Origin of the sequence: uncultured Roseovarius sp., assembly GCF_913057115.1 — a bacterium.
GTDB lineage: Bacteria > Pseudomonadota > Alphaproteobacteria > Rhodobacterales > Rhodobacteraceae > Roseovarius.
This window is the reverse complement of the sequence record NZ_CAJXNN010000001.1, coordinates 1-21,512: the sequence shown is the minus strand read 5'-3', so window position 1 is coordinate 21,512 and position 21,512 is coordinate 1. Positions and strand designations below refer to the sequence as shown.

The 21,512-nt window shown below is 60.1% G+C and carries 19 protein-coding genes and 1 rRNA gene; 14 read left to right on the top strand and 6 right to left on the bottom strand.

The window, feature by feature from the left end:
• Positions 1 to 48: 48 nt before the first annotated feature.
• The 3 genes from QZ498_RS00100 to QZ498_RS00090 are packed head-to-tail and all read left to right on the top strand — an operon-like array spanning position 49 to position 1,424.
• Positions 49 to 582, top strand: coding sequence for a MarR family transcriptional regulator (locus QZ498_RS00100; RefSeq protein WP_294618984.1), 534 nt, complete (start codon positions 49 to 51; stop codon positions 580 to 582).
• Between the two features lie 24 nt (positions 583 to 606).
• Complete coding sequence (locus QZ498_RS00095) at positions 607 to 1,068, top strand: hypothetical protein (protein WP_294618983.1); 462 nt, start codon at positions 607 to 609, stop codon at positions 1,066 to 1,068.
• Between the two features lie 14 nt (positions 1,069 to 1,082).
• Complete coding sequence (locus QZ498_RS00090; RefSeq protein WP_294618981.1) at positions 1,083 to 1,424, top strand: hypothetical protein; 342 nt, start codon at positions 1,083 to 1,085, stop codon at positions 1,422 to 1,424.
• 61 nt (positions 1,425 to 1,485) lie between these two features.
• Here QZ498_RS00090 and QZ498_RS00085 read toward each other — a convergent pair whose 3' ends face one another.
• The 4 genes from QZ498_RS00085 to QZ498_RS00070 all read right to left on the bottom strand — a co-directional run bounded on the left by QZ498_RS00085 (position 1,486) and on the right by QZ498_RS00070 (position 4,981).
• Positions 1,486 to 2,856: a glutamate--cysteine ligase gene (locus tag QZ498_RS00085; RefSeq protein ID WP_294618979.1), complete on the bottom strand. Its 1,371-nt coding sequence runs from the start codon at positions 2,854 to 2,856 to the stop codon at positions 1,486 to 1,488.
• A 63-nt stretch (positions 2,857 to 2,919) separates the two neighbouring features.
• Complete coding sequence (locus QZ498_RS00080) at positions 2,920 to 3,435, bottom strand: hypothetical protein (protein WP_294618977.1); 516 nt, start codon at positions 3,433 to 3,435, stop codon at positions 2,920 to 2,922.
• Positions 3,432 to 4,229, bottom strand: a complete 798-nt coding sequence (locus QZ498_RS00075) for a hypothetical protein (RefSeq protein ID WP_294618975.1) — start codon at positions 4,227 to 4,229, stop codon at positions 3,432 to 3,434. The genes QZ498_RS00080 and QZ498_RS00075 overlap by 4 nt, the downstream gene beginning before the upstream one ends.
• Entirely contained in the window at positions 4,226 to 4,981 is a 756-nt protein-coding gene (locus QZ498_RS00070) for a 16S rRNA (uracil(1498)-N(3))-methyltransferase (protein WP_294618973.1), read from the bottom strand. The genes QZ498_RS00075 and QZ498_RS00070 overlap by 4 nt, the downstream gene beginning before the upstream one ends.
• A gap of 11 nt (positions 4,982 to 4,992) precedes the next feature.
• Between QZ498_RS00070 and ubiA the strand changes: the two genes are divergently transcribed.
• The 7 genes from ubiA to QZ498_RS00035 all read left to right on the top strand — a co-directional run bounded on the left by ubiA (position 4,993) and on the right by QZ498_RS00035 (position 15,478).
• Positions 4,993 to 5,958 (top strand): 4-hydroxybenzoate octaprenyltransferase, encoded by a 966-nt coding sequence (gene ubiA / locus QZ498_RS00065; RefSeq protein ID WP_294618971.1) that lies wholly within the window; start codon positions 4,993 to 4,995, stop codon positions 5,956 to 5,958.
• 62 nt (positions 5,959 to 6,020) lie between these two features.
• Complete coding sequence (locus QZ498_RS00060; RefSeq protein ID WP_294618969.1) at positions 6,021 to 7,937, top strand: OmpA family protein; 1,917 nt, start codon at positions 6,021 to 6,023, stop codon at positions 7,935 to 7,937.
• Positions 7,924 to 8,250, top strand: coding sequence for a hypothetical protein (locus QZ498_RS00055; RefSeq protein WP_294618967.1), 327 nt, complete (start codon positions 7,924 to 7,926; stop codon positions 8,248 to 8,250). The genes QZ498_RS00060 and QZ498_RS00055 overlap by 14 nt, the downstream gene beginning before the upstream one ends.
• 228 nt (positions 8,251 to 8,478) lie before the next feature.
• Complete coding sequence (locus tag QZ498_RS00050) at positions 8,479 to 10,692, top strand: hypothetical protein (RefSeq protein ID WP_294618965.1); 2,214 nt, start codon at positions 8,479 to 8,481, stop codon at positions 10,690 to 10,692.
• 114 nt (positions 10,693 to 10,806) lie between these two features.
• Positions 10,807 to 11,814, top strand: a complete 1,008-nt coding sequence (locus tag QZ498_RS00045) for a glycosyltransferase family 2 protein (protein WP_294618963.1) — start codon at positions 10,807 to 10,809, stop codon at positions 11,812 to 11,814.
• A gap of 356 nt (positions 11,815 to 12,170) precedes the next feature.
• Positions 12,171 to 13,220, top strand: coding sequence for a glycosyltransferase family 2 protein (locus tag QZ498_RS00040; protein WP_294618961.1), 1,050 nt, complete (start codon positions 12,171 to 12,173; stop codon positions 13,218 to 13,220).
• A gap of 8 nt (positions 13,221 to 13,228) precedes the next feature.
• Positions 13,229 to 15,478 (top strand): glycosyltransferase family 2 protein, encoded by a 2,250-nt coding sequence (locus QZ498_RS00035; protein WP_294618959.1) that lies wholly within the window; start codon positions 13,229 to 13,231, stop codon positions 15,476 to 15,478.
• Positions 15,479 to 15,850: 372 nt separating this feature from the next.
• On the opposite strand, the gene QZ498_RS00030 is transcribed toward QZ498_RS00035, so the two are convergent.
• Both QZ498_RS00030 and QZ498_RS00025 read right to left on the bottom strand, forming a co-directional pair.
• Positions 15,851 to 16,336, bottom strand: coding sequence for a fasciclin domain-containing protein (locus QZ498_RS00030; protein ID WP_294618956.1), 486 nt, complete (start codon positions 16,334 to 16,336; stop codon positions 15,851 to 15,853).
• Between the two features lie 408 nt (positions 16,337 to 16,744).
• Positions 16,745 to 17,188: a DUF302 domain-containing protein gene (locus QZ498_RS00025; RefSeq protein WP_294618954.1), complete on the bottom strand. Its 444-nt coding sequence runs from the start codon at positions 17,186 to 17,188 to the stop codon at positions 16,745 to 16,747.
• A 111-nt stretch (positions 17,189 to 17,299) separates the two neighbouring features.
• Here QZ498_RS00025 and QZ498_RS00020 point away from each other — a divergent pair, with 111 nt between their 5' ends.
• From QZ498_RS00020 to QZ498_RS00005, 4 genes are all read left to right on the top strand, one after another.
• Positions 17,300 to 18,793: an FMN-binding glutamate synthase family protein gene (locus QZ498_RS00020; protein ID WP_294618952.1), complete on the top strand. Its 1,494-nt coding sequence runs from the start codon at positions 17,300 to 17,302 to the stop codon at positions 18,791 to 18,793.
• A gap of 78 nt (positions 18,794 to 18,871) precedes the next feature.
• Positions 18,872 to 19,780 carry a protein-methionine-sulfoxide reductase catalytic subunit MsrP gene (gene msrP / locus QZ498_RS00015; protein WP_294618950.1) on the top strand — a complete coding sequence of 303 codons (909 nt, stop codon included), beginning with the start codon at positions 18,872 to 18,874 and terminating at the stop codon, positions 19,778 to 19,780.
• A complete protein-coding gene (msrQ, locus tag QZ498_RS00010) occupies positions 19,780 to 20,382 on the top strand; it encodes a protein-methionine-sulfoxide reductase heme-binding subunit MsrQ (protein ID WP_294618948.1) in 603 nt (200 codons plus the stop codon). The genes msrP and msrQ overlap by 1 nt, the downstream gene beginning before the upstream one ends.
• A 789-nt stretch (positions 20,383 to 21,171) precedes the next feature.
• Positions 21,172 to 21,512 (top strand): 16S ribosomal RNA (locus QZ498_RS00005); the annotation flags it as partial.

Genomic DNA, 21,512 nt, shown 5'->3' with positions numbered 1-21,512 from the left:
CGCATTTCTGATATTTCTGTCTATACAGAAATTAGCGGAGTCACGAGAATGCACCTGACCCAAGCCATGCAGGATTTCATCCTTCACTGGGGGGATATGGGCGCGAAATGGGGGGTCAACCGCTCGGTCGCGCAGATCCACGCGCTGTTGCACATCGCGCCAGAGCCGCTGACCGCAGAAGAGATCAGCGAAACCTTGGGCCTTGCGCGCTCCAATGTCTCGAACGGTCTCAAGGAATTGCAGGCTTGGAAGCTGGTCAGTTCCAGCCGACAGTTGGGCGACCGGCGTGATCACTTCACCTCGATCCGCGATATGTTCGATCTGGTGAACGCGGTGGTCGAAGGGCGGCGCGAACGCGAATACGCGCCGACACTGTCCGCCCTGCATCGGGTCGCCGAAGAGGCCGAGGAAGATGACACGCCCCCCAAGATCAAGGCGCGCATTGCTGAGACTCTGGAAACCATGCAGATGTTTGACGATTGGTATCGCGATGTGTCGCGCCTGCCGCGTGGGGTGCAACTGAGCGTTCTGAAACTGGGCGCGCGGATCGCGCGGTTCCTGCCGAAGGGGCGTGACGGGTAAAAATTTTGGACAGGAGTTTCACTCATGACAGAAATAACTGGAAATATCAGATCGCCGTTTTGGCCGCAACTCAAGGGCACCGGCCATGTCATTGATCCGGTGGCCTTCGTTTTGGCCCTGCTGGGTGCGCCTTTGGTGGTAACAATATTCACCTTCTGGGCTGTTGTCCCGATCTTCGCCTTGATCTTTGGCGCGCCTGCCTACCTGATTTGCGGCACGCCGGCCTTGCTGTGGTACTTGCGCCGCTATGAGGCCAAGCCGATCCCCATTGGCGTTCTGGCTGTAGCTGTCAACACAGCCACCCTGCCGATCCTGCTTTGGACAGATATCCTGCCGGGGCGGCAGGACGTGAACGACATGCTCATCATGTTCGGTGCTTTCGGCGGGGTCTTCGCTTTCCTCTGGGGCTTGGCCTTTGGATGGCTCTACCCCCAATTCCGGCGCGGGTTCCTCGCGCCGATCACCCCCAATGCAATTCCTGAGTAAAAAGGAGACTGACCATGCTCATTCACGCATCCATCTACTTCATCGGTGCCGCGTCCCTTCTGGCGGTGCTCACGGGCATGATCCTGCGCATCGGCGCGATGATGGCGGATTGTCCAAAGAACGGCCCGGCGATCAAAACCGCCTCGGTCACCATCGCCACCGGCTTTGCCGCCATCGGCGTGGGTGGGATCATCCTGATCGTGGCGCTTCTGGGCGCGTTCCAGATGGAACCGATGCTGGCCCTGCTTCTGGCCCTTGGCCTTGCCGCGCTCTGCCTTGGCCTTGGATTTACCCACGCGGTCGGCACCTTGCGGCTTGTCGCGGTTGGCGGGCCGGATCAAATCGCTAAGGCGTAACGAAAAAGCCCCGGCTTTCGAGCCGGGGCTTTTTGAACTGAGGCCCGGGGCCGGTTTCGCTTTAATACGAATACTCCGCGTAAATCCGGGTCAGATCGCCGTTCCAATCACCATTGTAGTGCTCAAGCAATTCATCTGCGGGCACCCGGCCGCTTTCGATGCTTTCCTTCAGGGCATTCAGGAAATGGGTTTCATCGGCGATCATGCCGCCCGCGCCGGGGCGCGCGCGGGCCTTCAAACCGGCCTCGGAAATCGCCACGGCCTCGCGCGCGATTTCATGCATGGAAATCCCGTCGACGCGGGCATCAAGCGCCTGTTCACTGGCCGCAATGCGCAGCGCCTCGCGCGTCGGCGCGTCCCAGCCTTTGACCAGATCCCAGGCCGCATCCAAGGCGGCCTGGTCGTACATCAACCCCACCCAGAAGGCGGGCAGCGCGCAGAGCCTGCGCCAGGGGCCGCCATCGGCGCCGCGCATTTCGATGAATTTCTTGATCCGTGCCTCTGGGAAAATGGTGGTCAGGTGATCCGCCCAATCGGAAAGGGCGGGCTTTTCACCGGGCAGGGCGGGCAATTCACCTTTCAGAAAATCGCGGAACGATTGCCCCAAGGCATCGTGATAGACCCCGTCGCGATAAACGAAATACATCGGCACATCGAGGGCATATTGCACCCACGCCTCGAAGCCGAAGCCTTCGTCAAAGACGAAGGGCAACATGCCTGTCCGGTCCGCATCCAGATCACGCCAGACACGGCTGCGCCATGACTTGTGGCCGTTGGGTTTGCCTTCGAAAAACGGTGAATTGGCGAACAGTGCCGTGGCCACAGGCTGCAGGGCAAGTGCCACGCGCAGCTTTTGCACCATGTCCGCCTCGGACCCGAAATCAAGGTTCACCTGCACGGTGCAGGTTCGGTACATCATGGATTTACCCATGGTGCCGACGCGATCCATGTAATCGGTCATCAGCTTGTACCGCCCCTTGGGCATTCGCGGCATTTGTTCATGCGTCCAGATCGGCGCGGCTCCAAGCCCGATGAAGCCCACGCCGACCTTGTCGGCGATGTCCTTCACGTCGGCCAGATGGTCATTCACCTCGTCACAGGTCTGGTGGATGTTTTCCAAGGGCGCGCCCGAGAGTTCCAACTGCCCACCCGGCTCAAGGCTGACGTTCGCGCCATCCTTTTCCAAGCCAATCAGCTTGCCGCCTTCTTCCAGCGGGGCCCAGCCATGACCGTCGCGCAGGCCCTCAAGTACCGCCAGAACGCTGCGCTCCCCTTCATAGGGGATGGGCTTGAGCGTGTCCTTGCAATAGCCGAACTTCTCGTGCTCGGTGCCGATGCGCCAGTCGTCGCGCGGTTTGCAGCCGTCTGCCAGGTATTCGGCCAGTTGTTCGTGCCGCTCGATCGGGCCGCCACCGGATTGGGGTATGGACATGGGCGCTTCTCCTGCCTTGCCGCGCGCTTTGACGTTCAGAAGTGGCGCTAATCGTCAGGGGTGTCAATGCAGCATCATTGTGCGTTTTTGCCAGATGACCGTAGGTTGGTCGCCCGGCGCTTTCATCCGGGCCAGCATGTATTCTGTGCGCAGGCCGGGCAGCGCGGCGAAGGCATCGAACAGTTCATCGGCGCCTTCAGCGTTGACCGGGATATGAAGGTCGGGCTGGTCTGGTTGACGAAGGATCCAGTGCGCCGGGTGTCCTGAAGGGTCGATCAGAACGGCGGTCATTTCGCTGCGCGCCACGGCGCCGCCGGTCAGGGGGCCGAAATAGGCGATCTGCCCTTCGTCCACCTGTACCACGCCCGCACCACCACGCGCCCCACGAAAGCGGGCGCGCTGAACCCCGGCTGCGATGAGGGCAAGGCCAGCCGCGGCCACCACATAGCCGATCCAATGCAGCAAACCACTGGTGCCCAGAACCCACCACACGCCAAGCGCCAAGGCCCCGGTGCCGATCAGCACCTCGCGCCAGCGGGCAAGGCTTTGCATGGCTTCGGGCCGAATGAAGCCGCTCATGTGCCAACCCCCTCGTAAGGCGCTTCGCGAAGCTCGATTTCCATGTCGTTGAAGTCCTGTATCGGGCTAGGTCGGCCCGGCCCCGCCTGCGTCAAAGGTACCTGCCAAAGCGCGCCCCGGGCGGCAACCTGAAGCCCCTCGCCCCAGGGCTCGGCCCATTCCCAATCGGGCTGGTCCAGGGTCGCTCCCTTGGCGCTCCGCAGCGCATAGCGGTTGGAGATCAACGCCCGGTTCCGTCGCCGCAGCGCAACGCCCAGCTCCAGCGTCCAGCCCTGCCCGGCGGGTTTTTCCAGTACCGTCTCGTAGCCTTCGCCGCCCGTCTGGCGCCAGCCCCGCGCCTGCATCATCATCGGATAGAGCCCGCCCATGTGAAACCCATCGGTGCCATGCGGGTAGGCCGTGGGCTCGGCAGGCTGTAGACCGTCGGGCAGGTTGTCAGGTGGCCGCGCGCCGTTGAAGAACACCCGGCCCTCGGGCGTGAAGGCCCCACCGCCATACCACGTGCCCTCTTGCGGGAGCAGGGTCAGCGCGGTCAGCCAAGGCGCCCGGCTGATCGCCGTCCAGCCATGGGTCCGCTCGTCGAACCGCGCCGCGAAATAAATCATGTGCCGCCCATCCGGCGACAGGTCTGCACGGTGCTCGTACAGCCGGGCATGAAGCCACTGGCCAAGCTCGACCGTGCCGGTCGCCCGGTCCCAGATCAGGCTTGCCACCCAATCTTTCGGCCCGCGCCTGAGAACCACGGCCTGATCGCAGCCCTTGGCGGTCAGAACATGCAGACGGGGCGCTGTCATGCCCAATCTCCAAGCGCTTGCTGCCAGACCGTCAGCGCCGCCACGGCGGCGGTATCGGCGCGCAGGATGCGCGGGCCAAGACTGACCGCATGGGCAAAGGGCAGGGCGTGAAGCCGGGCGCGCTCACCCTCGGAAAACCCGCCTTCGGGGCCGATCAGGATCGCCCAAGGTTCGCTCAGCCGGGCCTTTCGGCCCTCTTCGCGGGCGATGAAGCCCGTCAGGGCTGAAGAGCCGCCGGCCAATCCTTCGTCGCAGAACATCAACTGCCGATCCTCGGGCCAATCTGCCAAGACGCGATCCAGTTTTTGCAAATCGCTGACTTCTGGCACAAATGTTCCGCCGCATTGTTCGGCAGCCTCAACGGCGTGGGCTTGCAGGCGGTCCTGCCGGATGCGTTCGGAATTGGTGAACTCGGTCTGCACCGGCATGATCCGCGCCGCGCCCATCTCGGCGGCTTTTTCGACGATGAAATCGGTGCGCGCCTTCTTGATCGGCGCAAACAGTAGCCACAGGTCGGGCGGATCGCGCTGCGGCGCGGTCTGCTCAACCACCTCCAGCGTGCCGCCACGCTTGCCTGCTTCGCGCGCGACTGCGCGCCATTCGCCGTCGCGCCCGTTGAACACCGCCAAAGCATCGCCCACGCCGCGTCGCATCACCCCGAAAAGGTAATGCGCCTGGTCGCGGCTCAGAGGAATGGTTTGCCCTTCCCCCAAGGGCTGCTCTACATAAAGCCTGATCTTCGTATCTGCCATGGGGGCACCATATGACCGGCACAAACGAGACGCCAGAGGACAAGGGCCAAGTCGCCGATGCCTATCGCGGCAATTGGGTGGACAGGCTGGCCCCCGCCGCCACGCGCCCCTATCTGCGGCTGTCGCGGGCGGACCGGCCGATTGGCACTTGGCTTTTGCTACTGCCCTGCTGGTGGGGTCTTTTGCTGGCCATGCTGCACGATGGCCGGGCGACATGGCACGACCTTTGGATTTTCGCGGGCTGTGGCATCGGGGCCTTCCTGATGCGCGGGGCGGGTTGCACGTGGAACGACATCACCGACCGGCATATCGACGGCAGCGTGGCGCGCACCGCCTCGCGGCCCATTCCTTCGGGGCAAGTCACCGTGAAAGGCGCGCTGGCGTGGCTGGTGGCACAGGCGCTGGTGGCCTTTGCCATTCTGCTGACCTTCAACATCGCGGCCATCGGCCTTGGCGTGCTGTCGCTTTTGCCGGTGGCGATCTATCCTTTTGCCAAGCGGTTCACATGGTGGCCCCAGGTCTTCCTTGGGTTGGCCTTCAACTGGGGCGCTTTGCTGGCCTGGACGGCGCATACCGGGCGGTTGGAATGGCCCGCCGTGGTGCTTTACATGGCGGGCATCGCCTGGACGCTGTTTTACGACACCATCTATGCCCACCAAGACAAGGAAGATGACGCTCTCATTGGCGTGAAATCCACGGCGCGCCTGTTTGGCGATGCCACGCCCAAATGGCTGTCTTGGTTCTTGGTGATCACGGTGTCCCTTATGGCCATGGCGGTGATTCTCGCGGCCATCGCAGGAAGCATTCCCGCCCTTCTCGTGGCGCTTCTGGGGCCATGGGCGATGGGCTGGCACATGTTCTGGCAGATGCGCAAGCTGAACCTTGGCGACCATGACCGCCTGCTGCACCTTTTCAGGTCGAACCGGGATGCCGGGTTGCTGCCCTTGCCGTTTTTCGCCGTCGCGCTTCTGCTGTGATTGCACTTGCCCCTTGCAGGGCATAGATACGAGCCGACCACTTAGCAAATGGCCTTCTGTTCATGCGCCTGTCTTCACTCTTTTCCATAGTCGCCGTGTTCTTCTTCGCCGGAGTCGTGTGCTTGTTGGCGGCGCGCTTTGCCGTCACGGCCATAGAAGACGGCTCGCGCACTGCGGTGCTTGAGCAGTTGGATAGTGAAAACCTGACCTGGACCGAGGTTGATGCCAACGGTTTGCAGGTATTTCTTGCAGGAACCGCGCCCAGTGAAGCCCTGCGTTTCAAGGCCTTGACAGTGGCGGGCAAGGTCGTCGACGCGGCCCGGGTGATCGACCAAATGCTCGTCGAAGATACCAGCAAAATCGCGCCGCCACGGTTTTCCGTCGAGATGCTGCGCAACGGCAGTGGCATTTCGCTTATCGGTCTTGTTCCGGCCAACACCGACCGGGAAGACCTTGTTGCCGGGATTGCCGAGCAGACCGACGAAGGCGAGGTGATCGACCTGTTGGAAGCCGCTGATTACCCGCAGCCTGAAACATGGCAAGCGGCTCTGGATTATGCGGTGCGGTCCCTGGCGCAGTTGCAACGGGCGAAAATTTCCGTCGATGCCGAGCGGGTGATGATCACCGCCATGGCCGATTCTGAAAAAGACAAGCGGCGTATCGAAACCGAACTGGCGCGCCGGGTGCCGGATGATGTGCGCCTTGGCCTGGATATCTCGTCGCCGCGTCCGGTGATCACGCCCTTTACCCTGCGCTTCCTGATCGAGGGCGGCACCCCTCGGTTCGATGCCTGCTCGGCCGATACCGAAGAGGCGCGCAACCGCATTCTGCGCGCGGCGAGCGAGGTGGGCCTGACAGAAAAGACAGCCTGTACAATCGGCCTTGGCGTCCCCTCGCCCAAATGGGCGCGTGCGGTGGAACAATCCATCGCCGCCCTGGGCAAATTGGGCGGCGGAAGTGTGACGTTTTCGGATGCGGATATTTCACTTGTCGCCGCCGAAGGCACGCCGCAGGCGGCTTTCGACGATATCGTGGGGCAGCTTGAGACCTCTTTGCCCGAAGTCTTCGCATTGCACGCCGTCCTGCCCAAGCCCGAGGATGACACGCAGGTGACGCCGGAATTCGTGGCGACGCTTTCGCCCGAGGGTCTGGTTCAGATCCGCGGTCGTGTGGATAGCGAAGTGACCCGCGAAACCGTCAACAGCTTTGCCAAGGCGCGGTTCACCTCGGACGCGGTACACAGCACGGCGCGCGTGGCCGAGGACTTGCCCGACAACTGGTCCCTGCGGGTGCTGACCGGGCTAGAGACCTTGTCTTACCTGTCGAACGGCGCGGTCATCGTCCGGCCCGAGGAGCTTTCGGTGTCGGGCAACACCGGCCAGTTGGACGCCAAGGCAAAGATCGCCGGGTTCCTGTCGGACAAGCTGGGTGAACGCAACCAGTTTTCGATCGACGTGACTTACAAGGAAGAACTCGATCCGGTGGCCAGCATTCCGACGCCCGAGGAATGCGAGGCGCGCATCGCCGAGGTGCAGGCCGACGACAAGATCAATTTCGAGCCGGGTTCGGCCAATATCGATGCCAATGGCGCGGCCATCATGGACCGTATCGCCGACATCCTGAACGAGTGTGGCGAGATACGGATGGAAATCCAAGGTCACACCGACAGCCAGGGCCGCGAAGTCATGAACGAACGATTGAGCCAAGCGCGGGCGCGCGCGGTTCTCAATGAATTGCGCCTGCGGCGTGTGCTGACCTCATCCTTTACCGCCAAGGGCTATGGCGAAAGCGACCCGATTGCCGACAATGGCACCGAGGAAGGCCGTGAGGCCAACCGCCGGATCGAATTCAAACTGATCCGCCCCGAACCGATCAAGCCACAGGAAACAACCCTTGAAAGCCTTGAGAAACCTATCGAAAATATAGACGAGGCAGGCGAAGCCGGGGATCAGGAAGGCACCGAAGATGAACAGAACTGAATTTATTATCGCCACGGCCATCGTTCTGTTCGTGGCCTTTTGCATGGGCTGGTTTGCGAACTGGCTCGTGCATCGGTTTATCCGCGTATCCGGCTCCGACGTGGAAGAGCTTGAGAAAATGGCGCAGGAACTGCACGAGGCCGAAGAAACCCGCGATCAGGCGATCACCTACCTGCAACAGCGCGAGGCCGAGCTGACCAACCAGATTTCGCAGACCGAGGCCGAGCTTTCGGCCACCATGGACGGCCTTCGCGAAGCCCGCCACGAGGCCGAGCAACTGCGCGCGGAGCTGGAGCGCAACCGCGCGGGATAACCTGCGCGTGGCCTGAAACCCACGCTTTGCGCCGCCTGCCATATTACATGGTGACGAAACGGCAAGTTTTTGCCACTATGCCAACAAACAACAAAACGGGTCATCGAACCCGACAGGCAAAACGTGGGCAGGCATCTATGAGATATTCGGGTCGGGGGAATTCCATCCTTTGCACCGCCTGTTGCACGCGCTTGTGCGGGCACAGGTGGCAAGCATCGAGGATCGAGTATGGCGCGAGAGCGTGAGGTAGGTACCCTTTGGATCGGCGGTCCACTCAGTTGGCTGGAACAGCTTTGCCTGAAATCCTTTGTCGACAAGGGCCAAAAGATCACCCTGTTCAGCTATGAGGACATCCCCAATGTCCCCGAAGGCGTGATCCGCCGCGACGGGCGCGAGATCATAGATACCGACGATTTCATCAAGTACGAGCAAAAGAACAGTTTCGCGCTCTTTGCCGATTGGTTCCGCCTGCACATGATCCACCAATGCCCCGGCATGATCTGGATCGATACCGATGTCTATTGCCACCGGCCCATGGACTATGACAGCGACTATGTCATGGGCTACGAACTGCCGGGCGAACATCGCGTCAACAACGCCGTGCTCGGCCTGCCACATGACAGCGAGATGCTCTCGCAAATGCTGGATTTCACCTCCGATCGCTACTCCATCGCGCCCTTCCTGCCGAAATCGAAGCAAAAGGAATTCGAGAGAAAGGCCAAGGCCGGCAAGCCCGTCCATATCACCGGGCAGCCTTGGGGCGTCTGGGGGCCGATGATGGTGACCCACTATGCCCATGCGCTGGGGCTTGAGGATAAGGTGCAGCCGCTTGATGCCTTCTATCCCATCACCTTCCGGGATCGAACGAAATTCCTGCGCCGTGCGTCGATCGCCGAGGGGCTGATCACCGATGAAACCACCGCCCTGCACCTTTGGGCCTCGAACAAGAAGCAGCTTGGAAACAAGCATCACGGGTTGGCGCCGCAAGGGTCGTACCTTGACAAGCTGGTGCAAGAGCACGGCATCGAACCCGCGCTTGCGCCGATCAAGGGCCGTGGCAATGCGACGTTCGATGGTGCGCTGGTCGATCACCTTGATCTGGATGAAGTGACCACCGTCGCCGACATGACCGGGGCGGCGGGCAGTTTCATTCTGTCCCTGCACCACCAACACGACTGTGACGTTCAACTGTTTGACGTGGACAGGTCCGGCGAATTCGGCAACGACCCGCAGCCTTGGATCGCCGATTACTGTGCCTTTCTTCAAAGCAACGGGGTTGAGTCCGACCGCATTCGCGTGATCCGAAACGAAAAAGACCTGCGCCCGGTGGATGTGCTGTGCAATCTCGATGGGTTTGGCTGCAACTATCGCATCCGCCGGTTGAACAGGATTTACGACCGCTGCCTGCATTCCGACAGCCGGGTGTTCATGGACATCAAGAAAGGCTCGGGCGGTTTTCCCCTCCTGAAGAACTACGGGACCAACGAACAGCTTTCGACGCGCGAAGAAGACGGCAAACCCGTCATCCGTGTCATGGTCACCCCCAAACCGCCCGAAGGCGGCGATGATGCCGCGTGGGATGACATCGCCACTCGGCTTGCGGGCGACGACGGGTTCTATCGCCCCGGTCCCGAAGGCCATTCTTTCCTGTTCATGCCGCGTAGCGACGACACGCTTGTGGTGACTTTCGATAACCTCGATATCACCATGAACAAACGCGATGACAGGCGGCCCTGGGGCTATTCTTTTATCAAGGAACAGGGGTGGTCGATGCTGGGCGTGCTGGCCGGCGGCTGGACGTGGTATCGCAATCCTTGGGTCTCCGAACAATTTGATGAGTTACGCGACAGCGGCTTTTTCAACCGCTTCAAACGGGTGGTGTTTTACGGCGCGTCCATGGGCGGCTATGCGGCCTGCGCCTTTTCCGCCGCCGCGCCGGGGGCGGATGTGGTGGCCATCAGTCCGCAAACCACGCTGGATAAATCCATCGTGCCTTGGGAGACCCGCTACAAGGTGGCATGGGATCGCGACTTTACCGGCCCCTATGGCGATGCCGCGCAAGCCTCCGCTGCCGCCAACAAGGTCTACATCCTCTATGATCCCTACGAGCCGTTGGATTCCGGCCATGTCGCGCGGTTCGAGCATGACAATGTCGAACGCCTGCGCGCACCGCTTCTGGGGCATCGGCTTGGCTCTTCTCTCAACCAGATGGGAATCCTTACTCCCATCATCCTTGGGGCGCTGTCAGGCACACTGACCTCGCAGGACTACTACCAGATGCTGCGCACCCGTAAGACCTTCCCGCGGTACCAACGCGAGCTTTTTTCGCGTGCCGTGGACAAGGATCATACCCAACTCGCCAAACGTCTGGGCGAATACATCCTCGCCCATAATGACAACCGCAAGGTCCGCCTTGGTCTGCAAGCCTTGCAAAACAAGTAGATCACCGCCACGCCGGGCACGAATGAAGTCAAGTCTTGGCAAAACCTCGACAACCATGCCGTTGTCAAAATGAGAAACACCGGCCGAAGATGCCGCCAAACCTAGGGCACACAAATGGATAAAGAGACCTATACCGTTGTATCAACGATGAAGAACGAAGGCCCCTATATCATTGATTGGGTGGCTCATTATAAAACCCTTGGGTTCGACCATATTCTGGTCTGCACCAACGACTGCACCGATCCCACGGTCGAAATCCTTCTGAGATTGCAGGAATTGGGGCTTGTCACTCAGCACAATACGATTGTCCGTGGGGGCGGCATTCACCGCTCTGCCCTGAGACAGGCCTCCCGGCGCTATGACATCGTGATGGACGCGAAATGGGTCTTTGTCTGTGATGTGGACGAATACCTCAACATCCATATGGGTGACGGATCGGTTCAGGCGCTTGTCGAAGGCTCCGGTGCGGATGCCGATGTGATCTCGGTGCCGTGGCGCATTTTCGGCCCTGACGGAATCGAGAAATTCACCGATACGCCAGTGACCCGACAATTCACCATGGGAGAATTTGAATGGGACGCCGAGGAGCGCCCCAAGACCGGCAAATTCGTAAAATCCCTTTATACCAATCAACACAAGTTCCAGCGCATGGGATTGCATGCGCCGGTGTCCCTCGAGGACCATATCGAAACCACAAAACGCGTCCTGCCGGGCGGCGATGACTATATCGTAAACGGTGAACGCACCGACAACCCTCCGCTTTTCACTGGCGCACAGGTCAACCACTATGCGCTGCGCTCGATGGAAAGCTACCTTGTCAAACGCGCCCGTGGCCGGGCCAACCATTCCCACCATGTGCTGGGCATGGACTATTGGGACAGGTTCAATTTGAACGATGAAAAAGACACCTCCATCGAACGTTACCAAAGCGCCAGCGAAAAACTCGCCGCTGACCTGAAATCCGACCCGGTGCTTGGCGAGTTGCATCAGAGGGCCGTCGAATGGCACCAGCGCAAGGCCGCGTCGATCCTGATGGACCCCGAACTCGACGAACTGACAAATGCCCTGCGCGCCAGCCTCGAACAGGGCGTTCCGGCCGTGCAACTGGCGAAATCGGCGTAATCGGTCAAAGCGACCTGAAAAAGCCTTGGTGCCATACTGTTACGATCAACGGGTGTGCAAAGCCTTTTGCGGATATCAGTTTGCGGCCCCCGGTCAGCCGGTAAGCCACACCTGTTCCGCCCTGGGGCGGCTTGCAAGGCGATTGCTTTCTTCATGGTGATCTGCCCTGTTTTGGCTGCCCGATTGCCTTCTTTGCAAGCTCATGACATGCACGCCGCCCAGTGTGGTGCCTGACTTCGTGCAACAGCGGCGGGTTATGTTGCCCCCGTGTCAGTGACCGGCTCTTGCGTGAAGATGGCCAGGGCATGATAGTCATGGTAATCCGGGCATAATCAAAAGGCGGTATCGGGCAGGGTATGACAGTTCTGGGTGTCACATGTTTACGCGATGACGGCCCCTATGCGGTGGAATGGGTGGCGCATCATCTGGCGGCGGGGTTGGATCATATTCTCGTGCTCACCCACGATTGCACCGATGGCAGCGATGCGCTTTTGGATGCCTTGCAGGCCTCGGGGCGTGTGACCCATCTGCGCTTTGCGCCGAAGGGGCGCAAATCCGTGCAATGGCAGGCGCTCAGGCTGGCGGGCGATCATCCGCTCGTGGCCGGGGCCGATTGGGTCATGGTCTTCGACTGTGATGAATTCCTGTCACTCGATCCCGCCTTTGGCGACCTTCCGGGGGTCATGGAGCAAGTGCAAGGGCAGGGCGGCAAGGCCGATGCCGTGGCCATCCCGTGGCGGCTTTTCGGCTCGGACGGGCAGGCAGGCTATGATCCGGCCCTCACGCCTGAACGGTTCCGCCGCGCCGCCCCCCGCGATTTGCAATTTCCCATGGCGCATCTTTTCAAATCGCTGATGCGCCCCAAGGCCTTCCAGAAACTCGGGGTCCACCGGCCCCGCCGCAAACCGCGCCGCGATGCGGTCTGGCTCAGTGCCTGGGGCGAGCGCCTGCCCGACAGCTTCGTACAAAACGACGAGATGATCACGCTTTACAACCACGCGAAGGCCCATGCCCCTTTGGCCGAGTTGAACCATTATTCCCTGCGCTCGCGCGATGAATTCATGGTCAAGCGCCACCGCGGCCTGCCCAATCACATGCAAAAACCCATCGACGTGGGCTACTGGGTGGAAAGGAACTGGAACACGGTCGAGGAAACCCGCATCGACGCCATGCTGCCCGCCACCCGTGCCATGCTGGAAGACCTGATGACCCTGCCGGATGTCCGCGCCTGCCACGAGGCCACCGTGGCCGCGCATCAACGCCGCTTGGCCGACATCATGCAGGATGTTGAAGAAACCCGCTTTCACTGGCAATTGGGCCTGACAATCAACAGCACCCCACCCAGCCCGGAGGCGCTGCGCAGTTACCTGCGCAGCATGGCGGCGGCACGGGGCAACAAGGGCTGACCGGGCAGATGGCAGGGCAGGTACACTTTCGCGAAATGGCCGGGGCCACGGCCAATGGCATCACCCTGTTGGAGGCCGTGGCGCATGACGCCGAAGGCGGGCAGGTGGCCACCCTCTATTTCCAACCCGGCACCGACCCCAAGCAGATAGGCTTCCCGAAACGGGCCGAAGTCCTGTCAATCTTCACCATCGGCGGTGCGCCGGTGGTGCGCCTTTCATTGACACGCAAGGGGGCTTTCGCCCTCTCCTTCGACGGTGCCAAGGTCGAGGTGACGCCCTCGGCCCCCGAATTGCATGACTTCGAGGGGCTCGATGCCGCCGCCGCCCTTTCCAATGGCGAGGACGCCGACACCATCCTGCAATGGCTGGCCTTCAACGCAGACCACCACGGCATGAACGCCGCCGTCATCCTCGACCGGGCCCGCCCCGGCGAGCGCCCCGACTTTGACGCGGCCCTGACCCAAGGCGTCGTGGCCATGGAGCGGCCCATGCAGGTTACCGTCCTGCGGTCTCACCACCCCTTGGGCAAACAGGACCTTCCCGCCGAGGCGCACCCCTTCTGCGCTCCCGCCGCCCCGGGCAAGGATCGCATGGAAGTTCCACCGCCGGCACCATGGTCCTCGCCCATCGGCGCGCTGCATTGCTATGAGGTCATGCGCGACCGGTTCTTGGCCGAGGCGCGCGCCGTGGCCAATATCGAGGTTCACGACCTGATCATCGATGATGGCGACGATACGATCTTTGACCGTGCCGTTGCCGCCAATGGCGGGGTGATCCAGCTTCTGGGGCAAACCTGTTACCCATGGCGCGTCCGCAACAATGACCCGATTCAATTCGCCGATCATATCTGCGTGCAATTCGACGCGGGCAAACCCAAGACCCGTTGGTGCATCGCCCCGGCCAAGGCGCCTGAAAAAGCCATCTGGCGGCTGACCCGTATCGGCAACGCCGAACCTGACCTGACCAAACCGGGCCGCTCTTACCGCTTCATGAATCTGCGCCACCCGGCCGATGCGGTCTCGCTCATCGTGCCGAAAACCGCGCTGATCGAAGATGACCGCCTGCTGAAGCTGTCAAAAAAGACTTTCGGCCACAAACCCGTCCGCGTGCCCGATGTCGCGCCCAAAAAGGTGCACAAGGGCCGGGGCCGCCGCGCCATCGTTACCACGATGAAAAACGAAGGTCCCTTCATCCTTGAATGGCTGGCCTATCACCGCGCCATCGGATTTGACGATTTCCTGATCTACACCAACGATTGTAGCGACGGCACCGACGATATGTTCGATCTCTTGCAGGCCAAGGGATACATCCAACACCGCGACAACCCGTTTCGCGAAATGAACCTCAAACCGCAGCACGCCGCCCTTGCCGCCGCGGGCGATGAGCCGTTGATCAAGGATGCCAAATGGGCCACCTGCATCGACGTGGACGAGTTCATCAACATCAAAGTGGGCGATGGCACGCTCGATGATCTCTTCGAGGCCGTCCCCGATGCCAACATGATCGCCATGACTTGGCGGCTTTTCGGCAATGCCGATATCGCCGATTTCCACGATGACCTGATCATCCGGCAATTCACCCGCTGCGCGCCCGAATATGCCCGCAAGCCGCATCAGGCTTGGGGATTCAAGACCCTGTTTCAGAACATCGGCATCTTCAAGAAACTGGGGGTGCACCGGCCCAAGGGCCTCAACCCGCAACTGGTGGATGAAATCATGTGGGTCAACGGCTCGGGCATCCCGCTGCCGGAATCCATGTATCGCAACGGCTGGCGTTCAACGGTCACGACCTACGGTTATGACTTGGTGCAGCTGAACCATTACGCCGTGCGCTCTGCCGAAAGTTTCCTTGTGAAACGCGACCGGGGCCGGGTGAACCACGTCGACCGCGACCAAGGCCTCGCCTACTGGTTCCGCATGAACAACAACGCCGAGGAAGACACCTCGATCCAACGGATGATCCCTCGGGTCGAAGAAGAGCTGGCCAAATTCATGGCCGACCCCGAAATTGCCGCGATGCACGCCCACTGCGTGAAAATGCACCGCGCCAAGATTGATGAGCTACGCGCGACCGAGAACTATTCGAACTTCTTTGCCGAGCTGAATGGGCAGCGGATGCGCAAGCTGGCGCATATGCATGTGCATTTCGGCTCCAACGTCTTTTTGTCCGGCCCCGAATGTGTGCCCGACGAGGTGCTGGCCCGCGACCCGGAAGAGGATTTCTTCTTCACCGTCGAAAAGGGCGAAACACAGCATTAGTGGCAAAGGGTGGGGCAGATGCCTCCGCGCGGAATCAAGGCGCGTAGCGCCGCCGCGCGATCGCCAGACCGCCCCCGGGGCTGGCGATTGGTTCGCGTATTCGCCCCGTGTTGAGGGTCTCCGATAGTGGCTAGGATAAATCGAGGGGCTCAAACGTTCGGTCGCCACCCCGCGGTCTGGCGTTCGCGCGGCTACTGGGCTTTGACAGAGCCTTGGTTTCAGAAATGGGAAGGGCGGCCGAAGCCGCCCAACTTCATATGGGAAACCCGGTGACCTTGCCGGGCTCACATCCAAAAACACCACCCCAAACGAAAAGGCCCCGGCAAAGCGCCGGGGCCAATCCTGCCCGTGAGTGGCGTAAGGCGCGTGGCCTTACTTCGGCATGATCACACCGTCGATGACGTGAATGACACCATTGCTCGCCTCGATATCGGCAGTGACGACGTTGGCGCCGTCAACAGTGACACCACCTTCGGTCATGATGGTCACTTCGCTGCCCTCGACGGTCCCGGCCATCATGTTGTTCGACAGGTCGCCCGACATCACTTTGCCCGGCACCACGTGGTAAGTCAGGATCGACGTCAGCTTGTCCTTGTTCTCAGGCTCCAGCAGGCTTTCCACGGTGCCTTCAGGCAGGGCAGCAAAAGCCTCATCGGTCGGTGCGAAAACAGTGAACGGGCCTTCGCCCTTCAGGGTGTCCACCAAGCCGGCGGCTTGCACGGCCGCGACCAGCGTTTCAAAGCTGCCCGCATCCACGGCGGTATCCACGATGTCCATTTTTCCATGTCCATCGGCAAGGGCGGGGCCAGCCATCAGAGCGGCGGCAGCGGTCAGTGCAAGATAAGTACGGCGAAACATGATTTGGTCTCCTTCGGTTGCTGAAGAATTCAATGCCGTCATTGGCATCGAACAGACCTACGCGATTGGGCCCGCGACGGTTCACCGGGGGTTTCCGCCGATGCCACTTGACCGATGTGCCGCTTGGCCTAAGCCACCGGGCAAAAAGATTTCCAGTCAAACTCTTGTGATCTGCGCTCACCGCCACGTGATCGGATCCGGAGTGCCAAGACGATTTCTTGAAAAGAAATCGGTCCGAAATCTTTGCAAGATTTCGGCGCCGCCGTGCGCAGATCCTGACAACTCAAGCTGTGGGGGCGTCGCGTTTCGTACGACTCGTACGAAGGCCAATAAGAAACCCCCGAATTTCGTACGAAAACCGGGGGTGAAACGTACAAGTCGTACGTTCGTTTGCCGTGGGTGCAGGGGTCACTCCATCCCGATCGCCGCGCGCACGATCCCGTCCAGAAGGTCCTGAATCTTCTGCATCTCGCCCTCGGGGAAACTACGGTACCCGATGATCACCTCGCCCTCGGCATCGGCCCGTTCGGCGATGAAGATATCATAAGGACAATAGGCGATGTTCATCGGGTCCGCTTCCATCACCTCGCGTGACAAGGTGGCCGAGCAAAAGCTGTAGGCGTCGGCTTCTTTGAACAGCTTGACGTCCGATCCGACATCGGCGCGGGTGCGCTCCAGCATCTCGCCTACGTGACTGACACTGTCAATGACCAGACCCCTGTCCAGAATGGCACTTTCCAATCCAAAGGCCACATCGCCGAAATTTTGGTCTGTGGTATAGGTTACCATCTCCTGCGCGGTTGCGGTCTGGGCGGCCAATCCCAGTGCGGCGGCCAGTATCCAGGTTTTCATGGCAAGTTCTCCCTAAGCTCTGGTTTCCGGTTGTCGCCGGGTATTCAAAGGCGCAGTCTACAGGCCAACCATGCCTTTACCTTTGATACACATCAACACCCGAGACCCCCAATGACCTACGCCGTGAACGCGCTTGAACTTCTTGCCTTGATCTTCGTGATCGCCCTTGGCCTTCTCACACTGGCCGTTCTAGTCCTCTTTATCCTCGACAAAACCCAAACGGGCGACGCCATCCGCCGCAACTACCCGGTCATAGGGCGTTTTCGCGGGCTCTTCACCAAACTGGGCGAGTTCTTTCGGCAGTATTTCTTCGCCATGGATCGTGAGGAAATGCCGTTTAACCGCGCGCAGCGCGATTGGGTTTACCATGCGGGGAAAGGCAAGGGGAACACGGTGGCCTTTGGCTCGACCCGCAGCTTGTCGATTGCCGGCACGCCGATTTTCGTCAACGCCTGCTTTCCGCCGCTGGACGATGAATTCGCCGCGACCGCGCCGATGGAGATCGGGCCGACAGCGGCGGTGCCTTACCGGGCTAAGTCGATCTACAATATTTCCGGGATGAGTTACGGTGCCATTTCCCGCCCTGCCGTCGAGGCCCTCAGCCGTGGTGCGGCGAAGGCGGGTATCTGGCTCAATACCGGGGAAGGGGGGCTATCGCCCTATCACCTCAAGGGCGGTTGCGACATCGTCTATCAAATCGGCACCGCGAAATATGGTGTGCGCGATGAAAACGGTAACCTTGACGACATCAAGCTGCGCGAAATGGGCAGCAATCCCCACGTCAAGATGTTCGAGCTGAAGCTGGCGCAGGGGGCCAAGCCCGGCAAGGGCGGCATCCTGCCCGGTGAAAAGATCAACGCCGAGATCGCCGCGATCCGCGGCGTGCCGGAAGGCCAGGACAGTATCTCGCCCAACCGTCACCGCGAGATCGACAGTTATAGTGAGCTTCTGGATATGGTCGCCCACATTCGGGAAGTCACGGGCAAGCCCTGCGGGTTCAAAACGGTGGTCGGTTCGTCGGATGCATGGGCCGAGTTCTTCGAGTTGATCAATGAGCGCGGGGCCGATTGTGCGCCCGACTTCATCACCATCGACGGCGGCGAGGGGGGCACCGGGGCCGCGCCCATGCCACTGATTGATCTTGTGGGCATGCCCATCCGTGAGGCCCTGCCACGGATGGTCGACATGCGCGACCGGTATGGTTTGAAAGAACGCATTCGTATTATCGCCAGCGGCAAACTTGTGAACCCTTCGGATGTGGCCTGGGCCCTGTGTGCGGGCGCCGATTTCGTCACCTCGGCGCGGGGCTTCATGTTTAGCCTTGGCTGTATCCAAGCACTCAAATGCAATCGCAACACATGCCCCACCGGGATCACCACCCATGCGCCTCATCTTCAGGCAGGCCTTGTGGTGGAGGATAAGTTCGAGAAAGTGGCCAACTACGCCAAGTCGGTCATCAAGGAGGTTGAGACAATCGCCCACTCCGTCGGCGTGGCCGAACCGCGCCTGATGCGGCGGCGGCATGTGCGCATCGTACAGGCCGATGGCACCTCGATTCCCTTCAACAAAATCCGGCCAAGTTACAACGCCCCCACCGAGATGTGAGGAGGGTTCATTTGCCCGATTATGGAGGGGCGCGTAGAGCCCCCTATATATACTGTGTGCAACAGACGGGAAAATGACATGGCAAATCGGTGGAAGAACGACCTGAGTGAGATGGCGGTCACGCCGGAACATATCTATATGAACCGCCGCCAATGGATCGCCGGGGCCGCCGCCGGGCTTGGCCTTGCCGGCATGGGTGGTGCTGCCCGCGCGGAAGGTGATGCGCTTGAGCCGAACGACTGGGACGATATCACCAGCTACAACAACTATTATGAGTTTGGCACCGGCAAGGATGACCCGGCCCGCTATGCCGACCGCCTGACCACCCAGCCCTGGACGGTGACAATCGACGGGATGGTGGACCGCCCCGCCGATTTCGCCTTTGAGGACATCATGGCGAAGATGACCATCGAGGAACGCCTGTACCGTTTCCGCTGTGTCGAGGCATGGTCGATGGTGGTGCCGTGGAACGGCTTTGAACTGGCCGACCTGCTGAATATGGCGGGCGTTCAATCGGGCGCGAAATACGTTGCCTTTGAAACCGCCCTGCGCCCCGATGAAATGCCGGGCGTGCAATTCCCGGTTCTGGACTGGCCCTATGTCGAGGGCCTGCGGCTGGACGAGGCGATGCATCCCCTCACTATAATGGCCACCGGAATCTATGGTCGCGACATTCCCAACCAGAACGGCGCACCCCTGCGTTTGGTGGTGCCGTGGAAGTATGGTTTCAAATCCATCAAGTCGATCGTGCGGATCACCCTGACGGATGAAGAACCCCCGACAAGCTGGAACAAGGCCAACCCGCGCGAATATGGCTTCTATAGTAATGTGAACCCTACCGTGGATCACCCGCGTTGGTCTCAGGCGACCGAACGGCAAATCGGCGGCGGGCTGTTTGCCCCGCGCATCCCCACCCAGATGTTCAACGGCTACGAGGCCGAGGTCGCCAGCCTTTATGACGGCATGGACCTGACCAAGAACTTCTGATGTTGGTCGACCGCTTCAATACCCTTGTCCGGGGCGTCCCCACAGCGGCCATATATATACTGTGTGCCGTTCCGGCGCCGTGGCTCTTTTATCTGGGGGTCACAGGTGGCTTGGGGGCGGAGCCGATCAAGGCGCTAGAGCGTGAACTGGGCGAGATCGCGCTACAGCTGGTGGTCGCCGGATTGGCGATCACGCCGCTACGACGCTTTCTGGGCCTCAACCTTTTGAAGTTCCGTCGCGCGCTTGGCCTTATGGCCTTCTTCTACGTGTCGCTCCATCTCGCGGTCTGGTTGCTTCTGGATGTGCAGATCGTGGCGCAGATTTGGGCCGACATTGTAAAGCGTCCCTATGTGACGATCGGGATGGCGGCATTCCTTGTGATGATTCCGCTGGCCGTGACCTCGAATAACTATTCGGTCCGCAAGTTGGGGCCGAAATGGCGGCAGCTTCATAAGCTCACTTATGTGATCGCGATTCTGGGGGTTGTTCACTTCATTTGGCTGTCCAAAGGCTTTCAATTGGAGCCGCTCATCTATCTGGCGGTGATTTTCGGGCTTCTGGCCCTTCGGATTCGCCCGCAGCGTAGGAAACAGGCGGCCTGATTCATCGCCTGATGCCGATTCAGGCAAAAAATGAATCGGCCAAATCCGCGATTCACCCCGATTCACGAAAAATCACCGGGTGAATCGCACCCCGATTCAGAAAAATCGCCCTCGAATCCGAAAAATGAATCGCCCGAACGCGCGATTCACCCCTCGAGTCGCCCAGATTCTGGCGATGACTCGGAAAGTTTGGCCCGAGTCTTGGGGATAAGCCTGTGGATAACCATATATATAGAGAATGGCCCCGCTGCGGCGCGGCAATAAAATTGCGTCACGCGGTGGGTTTGCGAAATTTCACCTATCCAACCCTATGTTTTTCCAAGGAAAATCGGTTTTTTAAAAAAAAGATGACGTTTCTCGAAAAAAGGGGTTGCGGGGTCAGGCGGTAATCCGTAAATACCCCCTCACCGGCGGCGCTGAGGCGCACAACGGAACGCCAGACGGAACGACGGAGCGACGCTCCAGAGGGAAGCGAGGCAACAAACACTGAGGTAACTGACGCAGGTTGCGCCAAAAAGATTTAGGCGCTTCGTGTTGATTTTGTCTCTACGCTCTTTGAAATCGCGAGTATCTGAAGAGATATGTGGGCGGTTTGGTTCTTTCGATGGATCAAATCCTGCATATCAACTACCTAGGGCTTCGGCCCGATGATGGATAGTCAGCTTCACTGTTTGAACGGACTTCGTTTCTTTGGAAACGATGTGCATCAAACAGAGAATTTATCGTCCCTGCCGGGACGATAAGATGTGCAGAGGTTCGAACGTCAAGGATAAGCTGGTAACAGCTTTTCAACTTGAGAGTTTGATCCTGGCTCAGAACGAACGCTGGCGGCAGGCCTAACACATGCAAGTCGAACGAAGCCTTCGGGCTTAGTGGCGGACGGGTTAGTAACGCGTGGGAATGTACCCTTCACTACGGAATAGTCCCGGGAAACTGGGTTTAATACCGTATACGCCCTTCGGGGGAAAGAATTTCGGTGAGGGATCAGCCCGCGTTAGATTAGGTAGTTGGTGGGGTAATGGCCTACCAAGCCTACGATCTATAGCTGGTTTGAGAGGATGATCAGCAACACTGGGACTGAGACACGGCCCAGACTCCTACGGGAGGCAGCAGTGGGGAATCTTGGACAA